This is a genomic window from Deinococcus metalli (genome assembly GCF_014201805.1).
GTDB lineage: Bacteria > Deinococcota > Deinococci > Deinococcales > Deinococcaceae > Deinococcus > Deinococcus metalli.
This window is the reverse complement of the sequence record NZ_JACHFK010000001.1, coordinates 700,762-721,898: the sequence shown is the minus strand read 5'-3', so window position 1 is coordinate 721,898 and position 21,137 is coordinate 700,762. Positions and strand designations below refer to the sequence as shown.

At 72.0% G+C, this 21,137-nt stretch carries 21 protein-coding genes; 8 read left to right on the top strand and 13 right to left on the bottom strand.

The genetic code is table 11. The features are described from left to right. Positions 1 to 17 precede the first annotated feature (17 nt). Genes gluQRS through HNQ07_RS03510 form a run of 4 tightly spaced genes read right to left on the bottom strand, consistent with a single transcriptional unit; the run spans position 18 to position 2,334 of the window. Positions 18 to 923, bottom strand: a complete 906-nt coding sequence (gene gluQRS / locus HNQ07_RS03525; RefSeq protein WP_184109486.1) for a tRNA glutamyl-Q(34) synthetase GluQRS — start codon at positions 921 to 923, stop codon at positions 18 to 20. Between the two features lie 45 nt (positions 924 to 968). Further along, positions 969 to 1,463 (bottom strand): hypothetical protein, encoded by a 495-nt coding sequence (locus HNQ07_RS03520; protein ID WP_184109485.1) that lies wholly within the window; start codon positions 1,461 to 1,463, stop codon positions 969 to 971. Beyond that, positions 1,460 to 1,696 (bottom strand): hypothetical protein, encoded by a 237-nt coding sequence (locus HNQ07_RS03515; RefSeq protein ID WP_184109484.1) that lies wholly within the window; start codon positions 1,694 to 1,696, stop codon positions 1,460 to 1,462. Before HNQ07_RS03515 ends, HNQ07_RS03520 begins: the two co-directional genes overlap by 4 nt. 11 nt (positions 1,697 to 1,707) lie before the next feature. Further along, positions 1,708 to 2,334: a nucleotide-binding protein gene (locus HNQ07_RS03510; RefSeq protein WP_184109483.1), complete on the bottom strand. Its 627-nt coding sequence runs from the start codon at positions 2,332 to 2,334 to the stop codon at positions 1,708 to 1,710. 46 nt (positions 2,335 to 2,380) lie between these two features. Here HNQ07_RS03510 and HNQ07_RS03505 point away from each other — a divergent pair, with 46 nt between their 5' ends. Both HNQ07_RS03505 and HNQ07_RS03500 read left to right on the top strand, forming a co-directional pair. Beyond that, positions 2,381 to 2,611 carry a hypothetical protein gene (locus HNQ07_RS03505; RefSeq protein ID WP_184109482.1) on the top strand — a complete coding sequence of 77 codons (231 nt, stop codon included), beginning with the start codon at positions 2,381 to 2,383 and terminating at the stop codon, positions 2,609 to 2,611. 27 nt (positions 2,612 to 2,638) lie between these two features. Continuing rightward, on the top strand, positions 2,639 to 3,472 hold the full coding sequence (locus HNQ07_RS03500) for a PIG-L deacetylase family protein (RefSeq protein WP_184109481.1): 834 nt from the start codon (positions 2,639 to 2,641) through the stop codon (positions 3,470 to 3,472). 14 nt (positions 3,473 to 3,486) lie between these two features. On the opposite strand, the gene HNQ07_RS03495 is transcribed toward HNQ07_RS03500, so the two are convergent. The 4 genes from HNQ07_RS03495 to HNQ07_RS03480 are packed head-to-tail and all read right to left on the bottom strand — an operon-like array spanning position 3,487 to position 7,527. Beyond that, the gene (locus tag HNQ07_RS03495) at positions 3,487 to 4,047 is read right to left on the bottom strand and encodes a type 1 glutamine amidotransferase family protein (RefSeq protein WP_184109480.1); all 561 of its coding nucleotides are present in this window, start codon (positions 4,045 to 4,047) and stop codon (positions 3,487 to 3,489) included. Beyond that, positions 4,044 to 4,241 (bottom strand): hypothetical protein, encoded by a 198-nt coding sequence (locus tag HNQ07_RS03490; protein WP_184109479.1) that lies wholly within the window; start codon positions 4,239 to 4,241, stop codon positions 4,044 to 4,046. The genes HNQ07_RS03495 and HNQ07_RS03490 overlap by 4 nt, the downstream gene beginning before the upstream one ends. 7 nt (positions 4,242 to 4,248) lie before the next feature. After that, entirely contained in the window at positions 4,249 to 4,647 is a 399-nt protein-coding gene (locus tag HNQ07_RS03485; protein ID WP_184109478.1) for a DUF3208 domain-containing protein, read from the bottom strand. A 6-nt stretch (positions 4,648 to 4,653) separates the two neighbouring features. Then, positions 4,654 to 7,527, bottom strand: a complete 2,874-nt coding sequence (locus tag HNQ07_RS03480; protein WP_184109477.1) for an AAA family ATPase — start codon at positions 7,525 to 7,527, stop codon at positions 4,654 to 4,656. A gap of 180 nt (positions 7,528 to 7,707) precedes the next feature. Between HNQ07_RS03480 and HNQ07_RS03475 the strand changes: the two genes are divergently transcribed. The 4 genes from HNQ07_RS03475 (at position 7,708) to HNQ07_RS03460 (ending at position 11,811) form a co-directional block, all read left to right on the top strand. Beyond that, on the top strand, positions 7,708 to 8,412 hold the full coding sequence (locus HNQ07_RS03475) for a tetratricopeptide repeat protein (protein WP_184109476.1): 705 nt from the start codon (positions 7,708 to 7,710) through the stop codon (positions 8,410 to 8,412). Between the two features lie 75 nt (positions 8,413 to 8,487). Further along, positions 8,488 to 9,369 (top strand): PhzF family phenazine biosynthesis isomerase, encoded by an 882-nt coding sequence (locus HNQ07_RS03470; protein ID WP_184109475.1) that lies wholly within the window; start codon positions 8,488 to 8,490, stop codon positions 9,367 to 9,369. 60 nt (positions 9,370 to 9,429) lie between these two features. Further along, positions 9,430 to 10,224 carry a Cof-type HAD-IIB family hydrolase gene (locus tag HNQ07_RS03465; protein ID WP_184109474.1) on the top strand — a complete coding sequence of 265 codons (795 nt, stop codon included), beginning with the start codon at positions 9,430 to 9,432 and terminating at the stop codon, positions 10,222 to 10,224. A 93-nt stretch (positions 10,225 to 10,317) separates the two neighbouring features. Continuing rightward, positions 10,318 to 11,811 (top strand): S10 family peptidase, encoded by a 1,494-nt coding sequence (locus HNQ07_RS03460; protein WP_184109473.1) that lies wholly within the window; start codon positions 10,318 to 10,320, stop codon positions 11,809 to 11,811. Between the two features lie 188 nt (positions 11,812 to 11,999). On the opposite strand, the gene recQ is transcribed toward HNQ07_RS03460, so the two are convergent. Genes recQ through HNQ07_RS03445 form a run of 3 tightly spaced genes read right to left on the bottom strand, consistent with a single transcriptional unit; the run spans position 12,000 to position 15,810 of the window. Continuing rightward, positions 12,000 to 14,192, bottom strand: coding sequence for a DNA helicase RecQ (gene recQ, locus HNQ07_RS03455; protein WP_184109472.1), 2,193 nt, complete (start codon positions 14,190 to 14,192; stop codon positions 12,000 to 12,002). A 58-nt stretch (positions 14,193 to 14,250) separates the two neighbouring features. After that, on the bottom strand, positions 14,251 to 15,195 hold the full coding sequence (locus HNQ07_RS03450; protein WP_229831752.1) for a hypothetical protein: 945 nt from the start codon (positions 15,193 to 15,195) through the stop codon (positions 14,251 to 14,253). 45 nt (positions 15,196 to 15,240) lie between these two features. Next, a complete protein-coding gene (locus tag HNQ07_RS03445; RefSeq protein ID WP_221274672.1) occupies positions 15,241 to 15,810 on the bottom strand; it encodes a GNAT family N-acetyltransferase in 570 nt (189 codons plus the stop codon). 97 nt (positions 15,811 to 15,907) lie between these two features. Between HNQ07_RS03445 and HNQ07_RS03440 the strand changes: the two genes are divergently transcribed. After that, complete coding sequence (locus tag HNQ07_RS03440; protein WP_184109471.1) at positions 15,908 to 16,819, top strand: LysR family transcriptional regulator; 912 nt, start codon at positions 15,908 to 15,910, stop codon at positions 16,817 to 16,819. A gap of 152 nt (positions 16,820 to 16,971) precedes the next feature. On the opposite strand, the gene typA is transcribed toward HNQ07_RS03440, so the two are convergent. Beyond that, positions 16,972 to 18,753: a translational GTPase TypA gene (typA, locus tag HNQ07_RS03435; protein WP_184109470.1), complete on the bottom strand. Its 1,782-nt coding sequence runs from the start codon at positions 18,751 to 18,753 to the stop codon at positions 16,972 to 16,974. Between the two features lie 139 nt (positions 18,754 to 18,892). Continuing rightward, positions 18,893 to 20,140 carry an AI-2E family transporter gene (locus tag HNQ07_RS03430; protein WP_184109469.1) on the bottom strand — a complete coding sequence of 416 codons (1,248 nt, stop codon included), beginning with the start codon at positions 20,138 to 20,140 and terminating at the stop codon, positions 18,893 to 18,895. Between the two features lie 190 nt (positions 20,141 to 20,330). Here HNQ07_RS03430 and HNQ07_RS03425 point away from each other — a divergent pair, with 190 nt between their 5' ends. Then, the gene (locus tag HNQ07_RS03425; RefSeq protein ID WP_229831753.1) at positions 20,331 to 21,134 is read left to right on the top strand and encodes a TerC family protein; all 804 of its coding nucleotides are present in this window, start codon (positions 20,331 to 20,333) and stop codon (positions 21,132 to 21,134) included. Positions 21,135 to 21,137 lie beyond the last annotated feature (3 nt).

Sequence of the window (21,137 nt, the reverse complement as noted above, 5' to 3'; positions counted from 1 at the left end):
AAACTTAGACAACCTGTCTAAGTTTGAGGTCGGTCAAGGTCGAGTTCATGGAGCGACCAGGCCTGCCAGGCCGGCAGCAGCTCCGCCGCCGACACGTCATCCGGCACGTCCCAGCCGAGGCTCCGGGCCAGCAGGGCCAGGACCGTCCCCGCCGACGTGCCGCCCTCGCGCCACTCGCGCACGGACGGAGCGCCGCCGCGCTTGGCGAGCCTCTGCCCCGCCACGTCGTGCAGCAGCGGCACATGACCGTACCGGACCGGGGGCAGACCCAGCGCGTCCTGCAACGCCACCTGCCGCGGCGTGGCCGGCCACAGATCCTCGCCACGGATCACGTCGGTCACGCCCATCGCCGCGTCGTCTACCACCACCGCGAGGTGGTATGCGTACACGCCGTCGTTGCGGCGCAGCACGATGTCCCCCACCTCGGCGGGCAGGACTTGGCACAGCGTCCAGCCGCGCAGCGTGTCGTGTGCGCACACCGTCACGGCCGGCACCCGCCAGCGCCGCGCGGCCGAGCGGTCGAGATGGGCCGGCCGGTCCCGGCACGTGCCGGGATACACGGGCTCGTCGCCGTGGGGTGCCCCCGCGCTCGCCGCGATGGCCTCCGTGACCTCGCGGCGGGTGCACGTGCATGGGTAGGTGTCGAGCCGGGACAGCGCGTGCGCATACAGCTCCAGCCGTTCGGATTGCAGATGTTCCTCGTCCCAGTCGAGGCCCAGCCACTCCAGGTCACGGCGCGTGACGTCGTAGGCCCACGGACGCACCCGCCCGGTGTCGAGATCCTCGAAGCGCAGCAGGTGGCGGCCCCCGGCCGCCCGGGAGTGCAGCCACGCCAGCAGCGCGGTGCGTGCGTTGCCCAGGTGCATGGCGCCCGTCGGGCTGGGCGCGAACCGGCCCGTGACCACCGGTGGGGTGCCTTCCATGCCTTCAGGGTAGAGCAGGAACCAGCGCCTCAGCGATTCCATTCCTCAGCGGACGTCGTCCCACACGGCCAACAGCACGCCCGCCACGAGGCACGCGAACGCCAGGAACGCGAGCATGTTTCCCAGCGGCGCCGCCAGCGACAGCGCGTCGGCGGCGCCCAGCAGTTGCCACCAGTCGTGCGTGTCGGGGTCGCCTGTGATCAGGTCGAGGTTACGGGTCGGCGCGTCGCGGACGTACGCGGCCACACCCGCCAGCGACTGCGCCGTCCACAGGGTGACCAGCCCGGCGGCGTAGCGGTCACGCCGGAACAGGAAGGTCAGCGCGCAGCCCAGCGGCACCAGCACCTGCATGACGCTGCCGCCCAGCAGCATCAGCGTCTCGCCGAACGGACTGAAGATCACATGCCCGGCCTCGTGGAACACCAGATCGACGTGGTCGAGCAGGCTGCCGCTCAGGGGCCGCAGCACGCCCGGCACCGTCAGCAGCAGCGCCGCAGCCAGCCCCGCCCAGCGTCCCAGCGCTGCCGTCCGCAGCGTCATCGGGCGCGGTCCCGCAACCACGCGAGCAGCAACGTCTCCACGAGGTCGTCCACGGTGCCCACCTGCGCGTGCCGCAGCTCGCGCGCCACCGCCCGCACGGTGTCCCGGCGCACCTGCACGGCCTCCACGGGGTCGGCGCCGCCGTCGTCCCGCGCCCTGCCGGCCTTCTTCGCGGACTTGCGGTCCTTCTTGCGCGGTTTGTCCGGCCCAGCCAGATAGTCGAAGCGCGTCATTCCGTGTGGCCTCAGCCGAGTTCCTGCGCGAGCGCCTCGACGTCCGCCCACGCGGATGCGGCCCGCGGATCGCGCACGTCACGCACCAGCACGCCCAGCTCGGCCGCCTTGGTGTGCGCCGCGTACTGACGGATCACGGCGTTGCAGACCACCATGCCGGCGTCGCGCAGCTCCTCGCGCAGGTCGTCGGCCGCGCTCCCGACCGGCGGCACTCGGCACAGCACCACCCGCACCTTCGCGGCGGCGCCCTGGTCGCCGAGGTACTCCACGAGTTCACGGGTCGCGTCGCGTTCCAGGGCACTCAGGCCGGACGGCACCAGCACGGTGTCCGCGCGTTCGGCCAGTGCCCGCAGGTCCTTGCGCTTCGGGCGGCCCTCGGTGTCCAGGATCACGAGGTCGGCGCCCGCCAGCAGTTTGGGCCGGGCGTCGTCGGGCTCCAGCACCGGGAAACCCAGCGCGTCCCCACCGCGCGCCGCCCAGCGTACGGCGCTGCCCACGCGGCCGTCCTCGTCGATGAGCACCACGCGGCGGCCCTGCGCGGCGCACGCACCCGCGAGGTTCACGGCCAGCGTGCTCTTCCCCACCCCGCCCTTCTCGGACGTGATCGCCAGGATACGCGGGCCCGTGGGCTTTGCCATGACGCGAAGCGTAGCAGACGACCTCCGCGCGCGGCATCATGGCCACATGACGGACGCAGACCGGCTGGCCGAGCTGCTGGCCTCGGAACCGTACTGGACGGCGCTGGCCATGAAGACGCAGGGCAGCCGCTTTCACCGCGCGCTGGGCGACGCGCTGGAGGCCGCCGACGCCACCAACCGCCGACTGCTGTATCAGACGTGGCCGGAGGCCTTCTGGGACTTCTACGGGCGCGGGCGTCGCCTGGAGGCGGGCGAGGCGCCGCCGGGCTACGGCTGAACGCGGCCGGTGGCCTACACTGCCCGAATGACTGCCCAGACCCCGCCCACCCTGCTGGCCGTGTTCGCCCACCCCGACGACGAGGCGTTCAGCGTCGGCGGCACCCTGACGCACTACGCGCGCAAGGGCGTGCGCGTCGTGCTGGCATGCGCCACCCGCGGCGAGGCCGGCAAGATCACGGTGCCGGGCATGACGGTGGACGACCTCGGCCAGCAGCGGGAGCAGGAACTGCGGGCCGCGTGCCGGGCCCTGGAGATCGGGGAACCCGTGTTCCTGGATTACCACGACTCCGGCCGCTACGAGCGCACCCGCCACGACGACCCGAAGGCCCTGATGAATCTCGACCCGCTGGAGATCGAGACGCGGATCAAGGCGGTGATCGACGACGTGCGCCCGCAGGTGATCGTGACCTTCGATCCGCACGGCGGGTACGGTCACATCGACCACCTGAAGATCCACCGCGCGACCGTGGCGGCGTTCTTCAGCTCCGGACAGCTGCCGGGCGGCGGTCCGCAGCGTCTGTACTACACCGCCCTGACCACCGAGGCCGCGCAGGGCCTGTCGCGCATGGGGCAGGACCTCGACCCCGCGCTGTACGGCGTGTCCGAGGGCACGGTGGCCGTCAGCGTGCCGGTCGCCGCGTACGCCGAGAACAAGAAGGCCGCGCTGGCCGCACACGGCACGCAGATGGGCGAGCAGAGCATCCTGGGCCGCCTGAGCCCCGAGGAACGCGCGCAGCTCGAGGAGCGCATGCTGGGCTGGGAACGCTTCAGCATCGGCGGTACGCGCGTGCCGGTGCCCACCCTGCCCCTGCGCGGCCTGTTCGATGGCGTGGCGGGCGGCGAACACCTCGACGGATGAGCGCACGGCATGGGTCAGGCGACGGTGCCCAGGCGCCGCCTCGCCTCAGCTGCCGCGTCGTCGCCCCACAAGGCTGCGGCGACGTGCAGCGCGGCGTGCAGGGCCGGGAAGCCGCCGGGCGTGGTACACAGCGCTCCGTCCGTGACGACCTCGCCGGCGCGGACGTCGGCCACGCCATGCCCCCACAGCGTGTCGGCCAGGTCGGCCGGGCCGCCGACCACCCGGCCCTCCAGCGTGCCGGCCTCGGCGGGGAGGAGCAGGCCGCTGCCGCTCGCGCCCGTCGGCAGGGCCGCGTGCGCCGCCAGGAAGGCGCGCAGCAGCGGATCACGGGCCGCGCGCGCCGCGCCGGGGCCGCCGGGTACCAGCAGCGCGGCGGGTTCCGGCAGCGCCGCGTACAGGACGTGTGGGGTGCTGACCAGCCCGCCAGCCGTCACGATGCTGGCGCGCGAGCGGTTCACCGTCACGGCGCGGCCGTCCCCGCCGCACAGCCGGCACACGGTCAGCATCACGCCCAGTTCCAGTTCGCTGACCCCGGCGTAGACCGGGATGGCCACGACCGGTTCGGCGGCGGTCACGCGGACGCGAGGGGCCGCAGGACATACATGCGCCGCGCCACGGGCGGGCCGACCTCGCCCGCTGCGAGCAGCGCCGTCACGGCCTCCTCGCTGAGGCGCTCGACGCGCAGCAGGTAGTCGCGGGCCGCCGAGGGCGAGTCGAAGCGGCGCGGGTGCGGATCACCCTCGACACGCAGATCCAGCCACTCGATCATGGGCGCGTCACAGCTCCCGCAGGTCTTCCCACAGCTGCCAGCCCACACCCTCGGGCGTGCCGTCCAGCAGGGGACTCAGGGCTTCACTGGCGGCGGTCGCGTCGCCGTGCAGGGCCTCGTTGGTGGGCCGCTCGTCGTACACGCGCAGCACCGTGAACTGGTAGAAGGTCTGCGCGGCCGTCGGCTCTCCGTTCTCGAAGAACGCGAAGGGCGGCTGCACCTGGTCCCACAGCACGTGCGCGCCCTCCTGGTCCGGGTCGGGCCGGGCGGACAGGTCCAGTTCACGCGGCAGGAAGTGCTCCAGGTCGACGTCGGCGTCCTGCGGGTGCCAGACGTAGCCCTGCAGCAGTCGGACGGCGGCGCGGCCACGCGTGGACGGATCGGTGGAACTCACGCCGCCCAGCATACCCGCTCAGGGCCGCCGTGACGGGAGAGCGGCCAGCATGCCCACCCGCAGGGCGTCGGAGGGCCGCAGTCCGCCGTCCATGGCGCCGGGCAGCAGCGAGCGCACCACGTCGGCCGCGTCCGGCCGGGCCGCCTCCAGCGCGCGGCCCACCTCGCGCCACACGCCATCCCGGAACGGCTGGAGGGACGCGGGCGTCAGCGCCTCTGCCACCCACGTCACGGTCGCTGCGCCCTCGTGGATGGTCGCGCGGGCCTCCAGCGCGAGGAGTTGCGCGTGCAGGCCGGGGTCCGGCGGCTCGGTCGAGGCGGGCTGCACGCGGCGCAGCAGGGCATGGGCGCGGTTCACGTCGGCCAGCGCAGCGGCGGTGTCGCCGGCCCGCAGCAGGGCCTCGGCGCGCTGGGCACGGGCCTGCGCCTCCTCGTACGGGTGGGCGGCGAGTGCCAGGGCGCGGGTACAGGCCTCCAGCGCCGCGTGGGCGTCCGGATCGGCCAGGGCGCGGCTGAGGTGCATGTCGAAGGTCAGGATCACGTCGCGGTCGCTGCCGCCCGCCGCGTGCGCGATCACGTCGTCCAGCAGGGCGCGCGCCTGGCGCAGGTCCGGGTGATCCGTCGTCGGCCCGCCCAGCGGCTGGAGGTACGGCACACCCAGACCGCGGGTGACGTACGCGAGCGCCAGGCGGTAGCGGGTGCGCCGGTCGCGGTAGCGGGTCTCGGCGGGGCGGGCGGCGGTGCCGCGCAGCAGCTCGAGCGCGCGCTGCCCCTGCGCGAGCGCGTCGTCCGGGCGGTTCAGGGCCAGCAGGATCGGTACGCCTTCCGACAGCAGGCGGGCGCGGGGCACGCCGTCCGGCCGGCGGCGGTCGTCGTCCGGCACCAGCGCGAGCGCAAGCGCCAGCGTCCCCAACGCCTCGTCCGGGCGGCCCAGGCGGCGCAGGGCGGTCGCGCCGCGGGCCAGGACGCGGGCGCGCTCGTCGGCCGCGCCGCCGGCCGCGTCCAGGCGCGCAGCGGCGTCCAGCAGCGCCTCCAGCGCCGCGTGGGGCTGGCCCAGCCGCAGGCGCAGGTCGCCCTCCTGATAACGGGCGCGGGCCGACAGCAGCGGACTGCGGCGCGGCACGGCCTGGAGGCGACGCAGCGCCTCGTCCCAGCGGCCGGCATCCTTGGCGATCACGCCGCGCCACAGCTCGGCGCGCGGCCCGCCCACCGCCGTCCGGGGATCGGCCGCGTACCGCGTCGCCGCGTCGAGGTCGCCCTCCCAGCGGGCCAGCGCGGCGCACACCAGCAGGACGTCCGCGTGGGCGGCCACGCTCCACGGGTCGGCGACGTCCATGCCGGACACGTCCGGATGCTCGAGCTGCCGGCGGGCAGAGTCCATCTGCCCGGCCTCCAGGCTGCTCTCGGCGAGCTTCACACGGGCCCACGCGCGCACCGGGTCGTGCGGCGACTCCAGCAGCGTGAACAGGGCGTCGCGCAGGCGCGGTTCGCCGTACTCGCCGCGGCCCGCGTGGTGCGCCACCACCGCCCTCGCGAGCACCTCGCGCTCCGGCCCGCTGGCCGCCGACCGGACCAGCGGCCACAGTGGCGGCAGGTGCCGCGCGTCGTCCGGCCGCTGGGCCAGGACAGCGGTCAGTGCCGACCACTCCGCAAGGTGAGCAAGGGCCGCAAGGCGGAAGGGCATCAGCGCATCGTCTTCCTCGGCGGCGATCCGGCGCAGGGCCGCGTGGACCGCCGCCGACTCCGGCGCGGTCCACGCGGCGCGCAGGACCGGGGTGGGGGCGGCCGCGCCGTCCTCGGTGAACCGCAGCAGGGCCCGGGCGTGCGGGGGGAGCTGGGCGGGATCGGTCCCCAGCGCGGACCGGAGCAGCGCTTGCGGCCACGCCGCGTGTGGGTCGTGCGCTGTCACGCGGACCAGCGCAGCAGCGGCCTCGACCAGCCGGCGGGTGTCGGGATCGGAACGCAGGTTGCCGGCGTCCGCGTCGCCGGAGCGGAGGCTGACCAGCAGCGTCAGTCGGTCGAGGTGGCGCCCGGTCTCGCGCACCAGGGCGTGCGCCTCGGCCTGAGGCACGCCCAGGCGCGTCATCACATAGGTGCGCGCCTCGGCTGTGGTGGGCGGGCGCAGGTCGATCACCTCGGCCGGGCTGTCCTCCAGGCCGCGCCGTGACTCGGTGGCCAGCAGCACCGCCACGCCGGGCGGCGCCGCCGCGAGCAGGCGCGTGGCCGCCCACGCACCCGGGCTGAGGGGCGCGCCGTCCGGGCCGCGCGGCGGGTCACCCGCAAAGTGCAGGTCGTCCGTCACGCGGAGCAGCAGGGCGCCGCTGGCCGGCAGCGCGCGCCGCGCGGCGTCCGCCTGGGCCTGTGCGAGGGCGGCGTACGACGATCCGGCCGGCGGCGGCATGGGCAACACGGCCGCAGCGTCTCCGGTCAGGGCCACCCGCGTGACCGGCACGCCCGCCTCGCGCAGCGCCGCGTCCAGGCGGTCAAGCAGTACGGTCTTGCCGGCGCCCGCGCGGCCGGTCACGATCAGGCGCGGCGCGCGGCCCGCCCGCATGCCGGCCAGGAACTGCCTGTACGCGCGCTTCTTGGAGCGGCCCAGCAGGTCGAGTTCGTCCGGTATGGCCGCCGGTGCCGGTGCGGGCCGCTGCGGCAGATCGTGGCCGGTCTCGCGGGCCAGGTCTGCCAGGATGCCGTGCAGGGCGGCCTTGTCGGCGGCGGTGCCGACGTCGCGGTACACGATGTTGCGCAGTGCGGCAGGGTTCGCGCCGCGTGCGCGCATCTCGGCCTCCAGCCAGCGCAGGCTGCCGCGCTGCTGCCGCCCGGAGGCCGGCGGGGGCAGGTGGCGGCGCACCTCGGCCAGCACGCCCTTCCAGTCCACACCGCCCGTGTCCATGCTGCGCCGAGCGTAGCACCCGCCCGCGCCCCGCAGGCCGCTGTACTCCGTTCAGAACAGCCCGGGAGTGCCGTACCTGTCGGGGTCGTCAGGTTCGGTTCAGGGCCAGGCATGTATACTCCGGCACAGTTTTCACAGTCCGCACCCACCGCATCCGCCTGTACCCGGAGGAGTCCACCCATGCGCATGACCGCCCTGTCCGCTGTTCTCGCCCTGTCCGTCACCGCCGCTGCCCAGAGCCAGCCGGCCGCCCAGGCCCTGCTCGACCAGGGCAAGTGGCAGGAGGCCGCGTCGGCCGGCGCGGCGCTGAACACCAGCGCCGGCCTGACCCTGGCCGCCGAGGCCACCACCGCCGGCGCGTCCCTGGTGCCTGACAACCAGAAAAAGGCGCTGTTCCAGAAGGCCCAGGACTACGCGAGCGCCGCCATCGCCAAGGACCGCAGCAACGCCGACGCGTACTTCGAACTCGCGCGCGCGCAGGGCCGCCTCGCGCAGTTCGTGGGCGTGTTCCAGAGCCTAGGCCTCGCCAAGGACGTGAAGGCCAATCTCGACAAGGCGCTGGAACTCAACCCCAAGATGGCCGGCGGCTACGTGGCGCTGGGCCTGTGGAACGCCACCCTGGACTCCGGCGGCCTCAAGGGCGCGATCGCCGTGCAGGCGACCGGCGCGAGCCGCTCGAACGTCGCCCCGAACTTCGAGAAGGCCATCAGCCTGGAGCCGAACACGCCCATCCACCGCATCGAGTACGCCAACGCGCTGCTGCTCCAGGGCAAGAAGGCCGAGGCGGCCGCGCAGCTCGACAAGGCCGTCGCCATGCCCGCCGTGACGTTCTGGGAAAAACGCGACCTGGAGCAGGCCAAGGCGACCCTCGCCAAGCTGCGCTGAGGCCCTGATCCCGCGCCCCGGTCCGCTGTGGTGGCCGGGGCGCCGCCGCTTAGGCGCAGGCGTTAGATTGACGCCATGATCGCGTACAGCGAGGTGCGGGCCTTCACGGCCACGCCCGGCCAGGGCAACCGCGCGGGCGTGGTGCTGGACGCCGCCGCCCTGACCGACGCGGAGATGCAGGCCCTGGCGACCTACCTGGACGCGCCGGAGACAGTATTCGTGATCCGCATGGGCGACGGCCGCGTGCGGGTGCGCTACTTCACGCCGACGTGCGAGGTCGCGTTCTGCGGGCACGCGACCGTCGCGCTGGGCCTGATGCTCGCGCAGGCCGGGTACTGGGCGGGCGAGGCGCTGGAACTCGAAACGCTGTCGGGCCGCGTGCCGCTGAGATTGATCAGCGACGCGGGGGTGCCGGTGCAGGTGTGGATGCGTCAGCACCGCCACGAGTCCCGGCTGCTGCCGACCACGCTGCGCTCCCGCCTGGCCGACGCGCTGGGCATCAGCGACCGCATGGTGCACCGGGGCCTGCCGCTGGCGGCCGCGAGCAGCGGGCAGTGGTCAGCCTTCGTTCCGCTGCTGGACGCCGTGATCCTCGACGGCCTTGACCCGGACCTGCCGGCCATCGAGCAGCTCAGCGAGGAGCTGGACGTGGAGTCGGTGTACGCCTACGCGCCGATGGGCGTGAACCGCTTCGCCGCCCGCGACTTCGCGCCCCGCGTGGGCATCCCCGAAGACCCTGTGACCGGCAGTGCGGGGGGCGCGCTGATGGGCCTGCTCGCGCACCACGGGCGGCTGCCGGTGCGCTCGGGCCGCGCGGCGGGCATGGTGTACCAGGGCCACGCGGTCGGGTCGCCCGGAGAGGTCGAGGTGGAGGTCGAGGTGGACGGCACGCAGGTCGTGGCGATCCACGTGGGCGGCTGCGCCGTGCTGGAACGCGAGGGCCGCTGGCAGCGCTGAGCCGGGAGCTGTCCATCTGCCGGCCGCCCGGTCGGCCGGGTGACCCCTACACTGGGCCGGATGCTTGGACTGATCTGTGTGGATGTGGACGGCACCCTGGTGGGCACGGGGAACACCGTCCGGGACGATGTGTGGGCCGCCATGGCAGACGCCCGCGCGCGCGGCGTGCGGATCGCGCTGTGCTCCGGCCGGCCGGCGGTGGGCAACGCGCTCGCCTACGCCCGGCGACTGGACGGTGACGGCTGGCACGTCTTCCAGAACGGCGCGAGCATCGTGAATGTCGGCAGCCACGAGAGCCTGTCCGAAGCGATGCCGCCGGGCGCGGTGCCGGCCCTGCTGGCGCACGCCGAGCGCACCGGGCGGCTGCTGGAGGTCTACACCGACACCGAGTACGCCTTCAACCAGCCCGGCGAGCTGGCCGAACGCCACGCGGCGCTGCTGGGCCTGCCGTACGAGCCGCGCACGCCGGCGTCGCTGGTGGGCACGGTGGTGCGGGCGCAGTGGGTCGTGCCTACCGGGGAGCAGGCCGAGGTGATGGCCGAACCGCACGAGGGCCTGGCGCTGCATCCGGCAGGAAGTCCCGCCATGCCGGACACCATGTTCATCTCGGTCACCAAGGCCGGGGTGGGCAAGGGCGCCGCGGTGCGCAAGGTCGCGCAGCGCTACGGCCTGGACATGGACCGCGTGATGATGGTTGGCGACGGCGAGAACGACGTGGACGCGATGTCCGTCGTGGGCCACCCGGTCGCCATGGGCAACGCGGTCGCCGCCGCCCGCGCGGCCTCGCGCTACACCGTTGCGGACGTGGATGCCGGCGGCCTGCGCGAAGCGGTGGAGCTGGCGCTCACGCTCTGAGAGCGGGCTCCAGGACCGCACCTCGGGAACTGGTCTCGACCTGCCGTGACCATCCGGGCCGCTACGGCGCCAGGCAGCACTATGCTCGGGCGCATGACGGAACGCGACGATCCGCCGGCCAGCCCGGCCGCTTCCACCGACCGGCCCAAGGACACCCCACGTGACGAGGTGAGCGTCACCCACCACAGCGTCACCCTAAACGGGCGGACGCTGGCGTACACCGTGACGGCCGGGACGATGGTACTGAACGACGAGGCCCACGCCAAGGACGGCGAGAGCGAGGGCGTCAAGCCCCGCGCCCGCGTGTTCTTCGTGGCCTACGCGCTGGACGGCGCGCCCGACCCCCGGACGCGGCCCGTGACGTTCTCCTTCAACGGCGGACCCGGCAGCAGCAGCGTGTGGCTGCATCTGGGCGTGCTCGGCCCGCGCCGCGTGGTCATGGGGGACGCCGGCGCCCTGACCGGCCCGCCGTATGACCTCACCGACAACGATTTCACCCTGCTGACCGAGTCCGATCTGGTGTTCATTGACCCGGTGAGCACGGGGTACTCGCGCGTGACTGAGGGCGAGAAGCCCGGCGACTTCCACGGCTTCGGGCGGGACATCGAATCGGTGGGCGACTTCATCCGCCTGTGGGTGAGCCGCGCGGGGCGCTGGCTGAGCCCGAAGTTCCTGATCGGGGAGAGTTACGGCACCACGCGCGCCGCCGGGCTGAGCGGGTACCTCCAGCAGCGCCACGGCCTGTTCCTGAACGGGATCATGCTGGTGAGTTCCATCCTGGATTTCTCCACGGTGGACTTCACGCCGGGGCACGATCTGCCGTACGTGGTGCACCTGCCCACGCAGGCCGCGACCGCGTGGTACCACGGCGCCCTGGATGGCGACCGGACGCTCGCGGCCGTGCTGGCCGAAGCCGAGGCCTTCGCGGACGGCGAGTACGCCGCAGCGCTGCACCTGGGCGCCCGCCTGGACGACACGCGCCGGGCCGAGGTGGCGCGCACCTACGCCCGCCTGAGCGGCCTGAGCGAGGACTTCATCCTGCGGAGCGACCTGCGGGTCACGCTGGCCCGCTTCCGCAAGGAACTGCTGCGGGGGCGCGGCGTGACGGTCGGGCGCCTCGACAGCCGTTTCACCGGCCTCGACCGCGATTCGGGCGGCGCGGAACCGTCGGACGACCCCAGCATGACCGCGATCCTCGGGTCGTACACGGCGGCCATGAACCACTACGTGCGCGTGGAACTCGGCTTCGAGTCCGACCTGCCGTACGAGATCCTCACCGGCCGCGTGCGCCCGTGGAGCTACAAGGAATTCGAGAACAAGCACGTGCGCGTGTCGGACACGCTGCGCGAGGCGATGCACCAGAACCAACACCTGAAGGTCTTCGTGGCGTCCGGGTACTACGACTTCGCCACGCCGTACCACGCGACCCGCCACACCCTCGACCACCTCGCCCTGCACGGCTCGCTGCGCGGCAACGTCCGTGTGGCCTACTACGAGGCCGGGCACATGATGTATGTCCACCAGCCCAGCCTGGCAGCGCTGGCCGACGACCTGCGCACGTTCCTCGCGTGGGCCGTGGAACGTTGACGGGGGTGGACGCCGACGCGTCTACCCCATGCTCTGGGTCGAACATCTCCAGGTGAACCGGACGGCAGCTCATCCCGTCAGTTCGCGGTCTTGATGTGACGCGAATACGATCCGTCTCCACGTCCTGTTGGTGACTTCAGGGGTTCATAGGCGTCCTATTTAACCTCAGGCGGATCGGCAGACCGGGATCAGCCCTCTATGGCCGTGTTGATCGCTTCGACGATACGGTCGCCATACGCCTCGATGCGCTTCGGGCCGAGACCGGGCAGGCCCTGGAGGGCCGCCACCGTGCGCGGCTGCCGCGCCGCCAGGGCGTCCAGGGCGGCGTTCGGGAAGATCACAAAGGCGCTGTGGCCGGTCTCGCGGGCCAGTTCGCGGCGCAGCTCACGCAGGGCCTCGGCGACCTCGGGGCTGGGTTCCTCGGGCGAGTGCTCCGGCAGCAGCGGCGCAGGGGCCACGCTGGCGCGGGGTCTGAGCAGGCCCAGCACCGCGCTATTCGAGCGGGCGCCGAGTTCGGCGGGCGTGGGAGGGCGCGTCGCGCGGGCCGTGCCCTGGTGCTGCTGGACGATGCCCAGCACGTCGTCCCCGAAGTCTGCGAGCTTGCGCTGCCCCACGCCACTGACGGTGCCGAGCGTGGCGTGGCTGCCGGGCCGCAGCTCCGCGATGCCTTTCAGGGACGCGTCCGTGAAGATCACGTAGGGCGGCACGGCCAGCTCGCGCGCCTTGGCGAGCCGCCACGCGCGCAGGGCCTCGAACAGGGGCTGGTCGTGGGCCTCCACGGGCGCGCGGCCCCCGCCGATCCGGCCGCGGTCCCGGTCGCGGCGGCTCACCTGCGGCACCAGACTGTCCTCGCGCAGGGCCAGCGTGGTCTCCCCCTTCAGCAGCGCGCGGGCTTTGCCGGTGGTGCTCAGGCCGTGGTGCTCGCCGGCCGCGAGGTAGCCCAGGCTGACGAGCTGCCGAAGCACGCTGCGCCACGTCTTCTCGTCGTGCGCGGCGCCGACGCCGAAGGTGGGCAGCGTGTGGTGGTTCATCGACACGACCTTCTCGGTCGCGCGGCCCAACAGGATGTCGGTCAGGTGCGCCGCGCCGAAGCGGTTGCCGCTGCGCACGGCCGCCGACAGCGCCATCTGCGCCTCGCGGGTCATGTCGCGCACCCGTGGGGGATTCAGGCACACGTCGCAGTTTCCGCACGGCTGCGCGGAATCCTCACCGAAGTAGCCCAGCAGGATCTGGCGGCGGCACGTGGCGGCCTCGCAGTACGTGAGCAGCGCGTCCAGCTTGGCGGCCTCGACGCGCTTGACCTCCTCGGGCGCGTCGCTGGACGCAAGCATGCGCCTCACGTTCACCACGTCGGCCAGGCCGTACACCATCCACGCGGTGCTGGGCAGTCCGTCGCGGCCGGCGCGGCCGGTCTCCTGGTAGTAGCCCTCCATGCTCTTGGGCAGGTCGAGGTGCGCCACGAAGCGCACGTTGGGCTTGTCGATGCCCATGCCGAACGCGACGGTCGCGCACACGATCAGGCCTTCCTCGTTCAGGAAGCGCTCCTGGGCGGACGACCGCTCGCGCGGCGACAGGCCCGCGTGGTACGGCACGGCGTCCACGCCCTGCGCGACGAGCCACTGCGCGGTCTCCTCGACCGACTTGCGCGACAGGCAGTACACGATGCCGGCGTCACCAGGATGCTCGGCACGGATGAAGTCCAGCAGCTGGGTCTTGGGGCCTTCCTTGTTCGCCACGCGGTACTGGATGTTCGGGCGATCGAAGCTGGAGATGAACTGCGGCGCGCCGTGCAGGTCCAGCACACTCAGGATGTCCGCGCGGGTACGGTCGTCGGCGGTGGCGGTCAGCGCCACGCGCGGGATGTCCGGGAAGCGCTCGGGCAGCACGCGCAGGCCCTGGTACTCCGGCCGGAAGTCGTGTCCCCACTGCGATACGCAGTGCGCCTCGTCGACGGCGAACAGGCCCAGCGGCACGCGCTCCAGCAGCTCCAGCGTACGCGGCAGCAGCAGCCGTTCCGGCGCGACATACAGCAGGTCGAGGTCCCCCGAGGCGAGGGCGCCCTCTACTTCACGGGTGTCCTGCGGGCTCAGGCTGGAGTTCAGGTATGCGGCCCGTACGCCCAGTTGCCTCAGCGTGTCCACCTGGTCCTTCATCAGGGCGATCAGGGGCGACACCACCACGCCCACGCCGGGGCGCAGCAGGCTGGGCAGCTGGTAGCACAGGCTCTTACCGCCGCCGGTCGGCATCAGCACCAGGGCGTTGCCGCCGTCCACCAGCGTCCGGACGATGTCGGCCTGCACGCCCCGGAACGCGTCGTAGCCCCACATGCGCTTGAGGGCGGCCAGGGCGCGGGGCATCGGGTCGGCGGGCGCGGTCGTCATCACACGCCAGGATAGCGTGCTCCACCCGGCACATTCTGTGCAGGACGTAACCGGCCCGTCAGACGTCCAGTTCCCTCTTTTCCTTGCCGAACTTCTCGCGCAGGAACCGCTGGTGGGTCAGCAGGTCCTGGCCGCCCGAGCGCAGCGCGCCCGCCAGGATGTCCTGCACCGCGCCCAGCAGCAGGTCGAGCTGCTCGCGCAGCAGGTCGTGGCCGGTCCTGTCGCCCTCGATGGGCGTCACGTCCGCCTGGGTGCGCGGCAGGTTCAGGTACGCCCGCACGGACGCCGGCGCGTACTCGTCGCGGATCGCACGGGCCACGTACGCTCCCTCACTCCCCTCCTGCCCCAGCGCCTTCAGGTGGTTCAGGGCCTCGGCCGTGCGGAGGTCCAGCGCGACGAGCTGCGCGCGGACATCCCCGGGTAGCCGGTCGTCGAGTTGCAGGGCCGTGAACGGGTCGGTCCCGTCCGGCGCCGCGCTGGCGTGACGCCGGGGCGGCACATATGCGGCCGGCATGACGGGCTCGGCCCGCCCTGGCGCGGTCGGCATCATGGGCAGTCCGCCCGCGTGCTCCGGCAGGGCGGCCGGCTCTGCGCTGGGGCCGGTGGTCTCGCGGCCGGGCCACGCCCCCGTGGACAGGGCCGTGAAGACCCACACCACGGCCATCACGCCCAGCGGGAAGATCAGCCATGTGGCACCCTGCACCATGAACAGGGCCGCCGCGAGCAGGCCGGCCAGCAGCGCCGTGCCGTCCTGCCGCCAGCGGTGGAAGGCCCGGCTGCCGAAGTACCCGAGCAGCATGCCCGCCGCAGGGTGCAGCACCCAGCCGGCGCCCAGCACCGACAGCACCAGCAGGATCAGCGCGGCGCGCAGGAGGAAGGCCGGGTTCTTGCCCAGCCGCGAGTACAGCACCGATGCCCAGTGCGCCAGCGCGAAGCCGGCCGCCGGGTGCACGATCCACGCGACCGCGTCCGGAAGCAGGTTCAGGTGCAGGCCGGGCATCATGCGCGCCGGCCAGGGAGACCATCACAGTGGAGCCGCATCCCACCGTTACGCGGACGCAGGCGCCTCCGTTCCGGCGGGGGTGGCCGGGGCCGGCGACTCCAGGTCGAGTTGCAGGAACACCAGGTCCAGCCAGCGGCCGAACTTGTGCCCGACGTGCCGGAAGTGCGCGACCCGCGCGAAGCCCAGCCCCTCGTGGAAAGCGAGGCTGCCGGCGTTGTCGGCGTCCACGCCGCCCACCAGGGTCCGCAGGCCGCGCTCCCGCGCCAGCGCAATGAGCGCGCGCAGCAGCGTGCGGCCCACCCCGCGGCCCCGGCAGTCCTCGCGGACGTACACGGAATGCTCGGCGGTGAAGCGGTAGCCGGGCTTCTCGCGGAAGGGCCCGTAGGTCGCCCAGCCCGTGATCTCCCCACCCTCCTCTGCCACCAACACGGGCCAGCCGTCCGCAACCTTGTGGTCGTACCACGCCAGCCGCGAGTCCACGCTGACCGGTTCCAGGTCATACGACGCGGTCGTGTGCAGCACCGCGTGGTTGTAGATCGCCACGATGGCGGGGACGTCCGCGCGGGTGGCTAGACGCACCGTCACACCATCGGGAAGGGTGATGGATTTACTCATCCCGTTACCGTAGACCGTGTCCCGGCCGCGTTCAATAGCCTTCCCATGTCCTCTGACATCAATGTTTCCGATAGATTGGGAATGCTACCGTCTTCCCATGGATCTGGACGACCTGCGCACCTTCGACCACATCGTCCGCGAGGGCTCGTTCAGCCGCGCCGCGTGGGTGCAGGGCGTGGCCCAGGCCACCGTGAGCGCCCGCATCCAGGGCCTTGAGCGCGAGGTTGGCGGGGCGCTGTTCACGCGGGGGCGCAAGGTCGCCCTGACGCAGCGGGGCGTGAGCTTCCTGCCGTATGTCCGCCGCGCCCTCGGCGTGCTCCAGGACGGGCTGGACGCGGCGCGGCTCGCCAGCACCGGCGAACGCGGGCGGCTGGCGGTCGGGGCGCTGCGGTCACTGTCCGGGGCGTTCCTGGCGCCGGCCGTCGCGCAGGCGTACCGGCAGCACCCCGGCGTGGAGATCGTGGTGCGCGAGGGGCGCCACGCGGAGATCGTAGACGCCCTCGCGGACGGCGTGGTGGAACTCGGGGTGATCTGCTGGCCCCCCGCCGACGGTCACCACCCGGACCTGACGCCGGTCCTGCACCTGGTCGAGGAGGTGCGCCCGACCCTGCATCCGCAGCACCCGCTCGCTGCGGGCGAGACGATCACGGTGCCCGACCTGCTCACGGACGCGCAGCCGTTGCTGCTCCTGCGCTGGTGGCAGGTCACGCCGCCGGAACTCCTGACCCTGGCGGCCCAGGCTAGGGACGTCGCAGACGTGCCCACCGACACGGGCCGGCACCTGCTGCTGGACGGCCTCGGCGTGGGCTTCTACCCGGCCCTGGTGATCCAGCCCGAACTGGACACCGGCCGGCTCGTGCAGCGAGCGCTGGACGGCCGTCCGCCGCTGACCCGGCGCACTGCGCTCGTCCATCTGTCGCGCCGCACCCTGAGCGCACCGGCCACCCGCTTCGTGGACGTGTTGACTGCTCAGGCGGGCACGCTGAGGCTCCGGGCTGACGTGGTGTGATTCGTAGCCCTACTAGGCTAACAACCTGTCATATCTAGTTATTGATCGTAGCCGCCACGTCTCCGTTCTCTTCAGCCAGACGGCAGCCAGCCTGAGCTTACGCCACAACGAGAACGGCCGGAGGTCATCCCCCGGCCGCCCGTGTCTTCCGCTTACTTGCGGAAGCTGGGGTTCAGGACCTTCTTGCGCAGGCGGATGTTGTGCGGCGTCAGTTCCACCAGTTCGTCCTCGCTGATGTACTCCAGCGCGTCTTCCAGGCTCAGGCGGCGCGGCGGGATCAGCGTCAGGGCGTCGTCGGCACCGCTGGAGCGCACGTTCGTGAGCTTCTTGTTCTTGCAGACGTTCACGTTCATGTCCTGCTCGCGGGCGTTCTCACCGACGATCATGCCGATGTACACCTCGGTCCCCGCGTCGATGAAGAAGTTGCCGCGGTCCTGCAGCTTCCAGATCGAGTACGCGAAGGCCGGACCGTCTTCCATGCTGACCAGCGAGCCGTTCTGGCGGCTCTTGATCTCGCCGGCCCACGGCGCGTAGCCGTCGAAGATGTGGCTCATGATGCCCTCGCCCTGCGTCATGGTCAGGAACTGGGTGCGGAAGCCGAACAGGGCGCGGCTGGGGATCTTGAACTCCACGCGCACGCGGCTGCCCTGCGGTTCCATGTTCACCATCTGGCCCTTGCGCGAGCCCAGCACGCCGATCACGGCGCTGGACAGGCTCTCGGGCATGTCGAGGACGAGGTGCTCGATCGGCTCGTGCTTCTCGCCGTCGATCTCGCGGATGATGACCTGCGGCGCGCCGACCTGCACCTCGTAGCCCTCGCGGCGCATGGTTTCGAGCAGGATCGACAGGTGCAGTTCCCCGCGGCCCGAGACCTTGAACTCGTCCGGGCGGATCTCCTCGACCTTGAGCGACACGTTGGTCATGACCTCGCGCTTGAGGCGGTCGTTCAGGTGGCGCGACGTGACGTACTTGCCGTCCTTGCCGGCAAACGGACTGGTGTTCGGCTGGAAGATCATGCTCACGGTGGGTTCGTCCACGGTGATGATCGGCAGCGCTTCCGGGTCGGCCAGGTCGGCCACGGTCTCGCCGATCTGCGCGTCCTCGATGCCCGCCAGGGCCACGATGTCGCCGGCGCCGACTTCTTCGATCTCGATGCGGCGCAGGCCCAGGTGCGTGAAGGGCTGCACCACGCGCGACTTGGTCATGGTGCCGTCCTTGTGGATCAGCTGCACGAAGTCGCCCTTCTTCACGGTGCCGCGCTGCACCCGGCCCAGCACGATACGGCCCAGGTACTCGGAGTAGTCGAGGTTCGTGACGAGCATCTGGAAGGGGGCCTTCAGGTCCGTTTCCGGCGCGGGGATGTGCTCCAGCACCATGTCGAACAGCTCGTGCATGTCGTCCTGGGGCTTGTCCAGATCCTTGTACGCCTTGCCTTCACGGGCAATCGCGTACAGGATCGGGAAGTCGAGCTGGTCGTCGCTGGCGCCGAGTTCGGCCATCAGGTCGAAGGTGAGGTTCACGACTTCCTCGGGCCGGGCGTCACCCCGGTCGATCTTGTTGATGACCACGATGGGCTTGAGGCCCAGTTCGATGGCCTTGCGCAGCACGAAGCGCGTCTGCGGCATGGGGCCTTCCGCGGCGTCCACGAGCACCAGGCAGCCGTTCACCATGCCGAGCACGCGCTCGACCTCGCCGCCGAAGTCCGCGTGGCCCGGCGTGTCCACGATGTTGATCTTGACGCCCTTGTACTCCACGGCCGTGTTCTTCGCGAGGATGGTGATGCCGCGCTCGCGTTCCAGGGCGTTGGAGTCCATGGCGCGCTCGACGATTTCCTCACCGTGGCCCAGTTCCAGGGTCTGGCGCAGCAGCGCGTCCACCAGCGTGGTCTTGCCGTGGTCAACGTGTGCGATGATGGCGATGTTCCGGTATTCCATAAAAGTTCAGCTCCCTTGATCGGAGCGGTCAGCCTTCAGCCATCTGCCCCAGGCCTTCTGCGTCCGTAGGCACGAAAAAGCCCGCCTCACACCTGCGGGGCGGGACACCCAAACATAAATGCTATCAGATCGCGGCGCGTTATGGCCGGGGCAGGGCGCTGCCACCCTCTGCAGGCGGTTCCAGCGCGGCTTCCAGGTCGAGTTCGCCGCGCTCCAGCTGATCAGCGAGGGCCGCGTCGCGCGCCTCTATCTCGGCCCGCTGCGCCTCCAGCCGGGCCTCGTCCTCGCGGCCCAGCTGGTCCTCGACCACGCCGCTGATCAGGGCCATGGCGACCGCGTCCGGGATGTCCGGCGCGTCGCACAGGTAGAAGTGCTGGTACAGCGCCTTGATCACGATGAGGAACGGCACCGTCAGGAACGCGCCGGTCAGGCCGAACACCCCGCCGAACAGCACCACCCCCACCGTGACCGACAGCGGGTGCAGCCCGCCCGCCCCGCCGACCAGGAAGGGCGCGAGCACGAAGCCCTCGAGCTGCTGGAACACCAGCACGAACGCCAGCACCAGCAGGGCCTTGTGCGGGTCCTCGGCCAGCGTGAACAGCACCGGCGGCAGGGTCGCCACGATCGGCCCGATGGTCGGGACGAGTTCGCCCAGCGCGGCCAGGATGCCGAACACCAGCCAGTTGTGCACGCCCAACAGGTAGAACCCGGCTGCCGTGATGCTGCCGGTCGTTGCCATGATCAGCAGCGTCGCGCGGCCCCACGCGCCCACCTGCTTGAGCACCTGCGCGAGCGCCCGCGCGGCCCGCAGCCGGTACGTGGGCGGCACCGCCCCCAGGAAGCCGTTGACCAGCGGCACGGGGTTGCCGAGCACGAACACGACCATCACCAGCGTCACCAGCGCGGTCGCCAGGCCCCCGGCGACCAGGGCGAGCACGCTGGGCAGCATGCCGGTCACCTTGCGCGTCAGGGCGCCGACCTGCTGGCTGAGCTGGGACGTGGCCCCGTCCGGCACGACGCTGTCCACCTCCGGGTGCCGGTCGAGCCACGCGTTGACCGACTGCTCGATGTGCCCGAGGTCCAGCGGCGCGCCGGAGTTCAGGCCGCTGAGCTGTTTCACCACCGGCGGCACCGCCACGTACGCGAGGCCGAACAGCGCGGCCACGACCAGCAGGACCGTCAGGGTGCCGGCCGCCGCCCTGGGCATCCAGCGCTCCAGGAAGCGGGCCAGCGGGTTCAGGGCGGTGGCGAGGATGATCGCCAGCGTAATCGCCAGCAGCGACGGCGCGACCTGGCTGAAGAACAGCAGGAGCAGGAGCACGCCGATCACCGTGAGCGCCACGGGTTGCAGGTTGATGACCTGCACGTGCACGGACGGCCGCGTCACGCGCGCACCGAGGGGAACGCAGGGAGAAGGATGCCGACCGGCCCACCGGGAGGTGTGACTGTCATGAGACCCGCAGTGTACGGACTGACCCGGAGTCACGCTCCCCCCGGTGGCGGGGTGGTGCCCACGGCCGCGCCGCCTTCATCCGGACGGCTGGTGAAACCGGGCGGCCATGCCCTACCGTGGGCGGATGGCCGACTTCCTGCACGTGCTGAGCACCCCGGCCGGGTGGGTGGGTGTCCTGAGTCTGACGCTGCTGGAACTGGTGCTGGGCATCGACAACATCGTGTTCATCACCCTGCTCGCGTCGCGTCTGCCCCGCGACCAGCGGGCGCTGGCCCGCACCCTCGGGCTGGGGCTGGCGGTGATCACGCGGGTGGCGCTGCTGACCGGCATCTCGTGGCTGACCCGGCTGTCCGATCCGCTGTTCACGGTGCTCGGGCGGGATATCAGCGTGCACGACATCGTGCTGGTTGCGGGTGGGCTGTTCCTGATGGTCAAGAGCACGCAGGAACTGTCGCGTATGGCGGCCGATCCCCTGGGCACGCAGGACACGCAGGTGGGCGAGGCGTCGCTGCTGGGCGTGATCGTGCAGATCCCGCTGATCGACATCGTATTCAGCCTCGACTCGGTGGTCACGGCCATCGGCGTCAGCGGCGTGCTGCCGGTGATGATCACGGCCGTGATCCTGGCCGTGGTCATCATGATCCTGGCAAGCGGCCCGATCAGCTCCTACCTGGACGCGCACCCGCCGCTGAAGCTGCTCGCGGCGGCGTTCCTGCTGCTGGTGGGCTCGAATCTGGTGGGCGAGGCCTTCGGGGTGGGCGTGCCCAGCGGCTACCTGTACTTCACGATGCTGTTTGCCGGGGTGGTGATGCTGTTCACGGTGCGCGCCGCCCGCACCGTGCGCGCCCAGATCGTCGAGCAGGCCGTGGCCGACGCCCGCCGCGAGGCCGCGGAGCAGGACTCGGCGCCGGAGTCCGGCACGCGCTAGCGC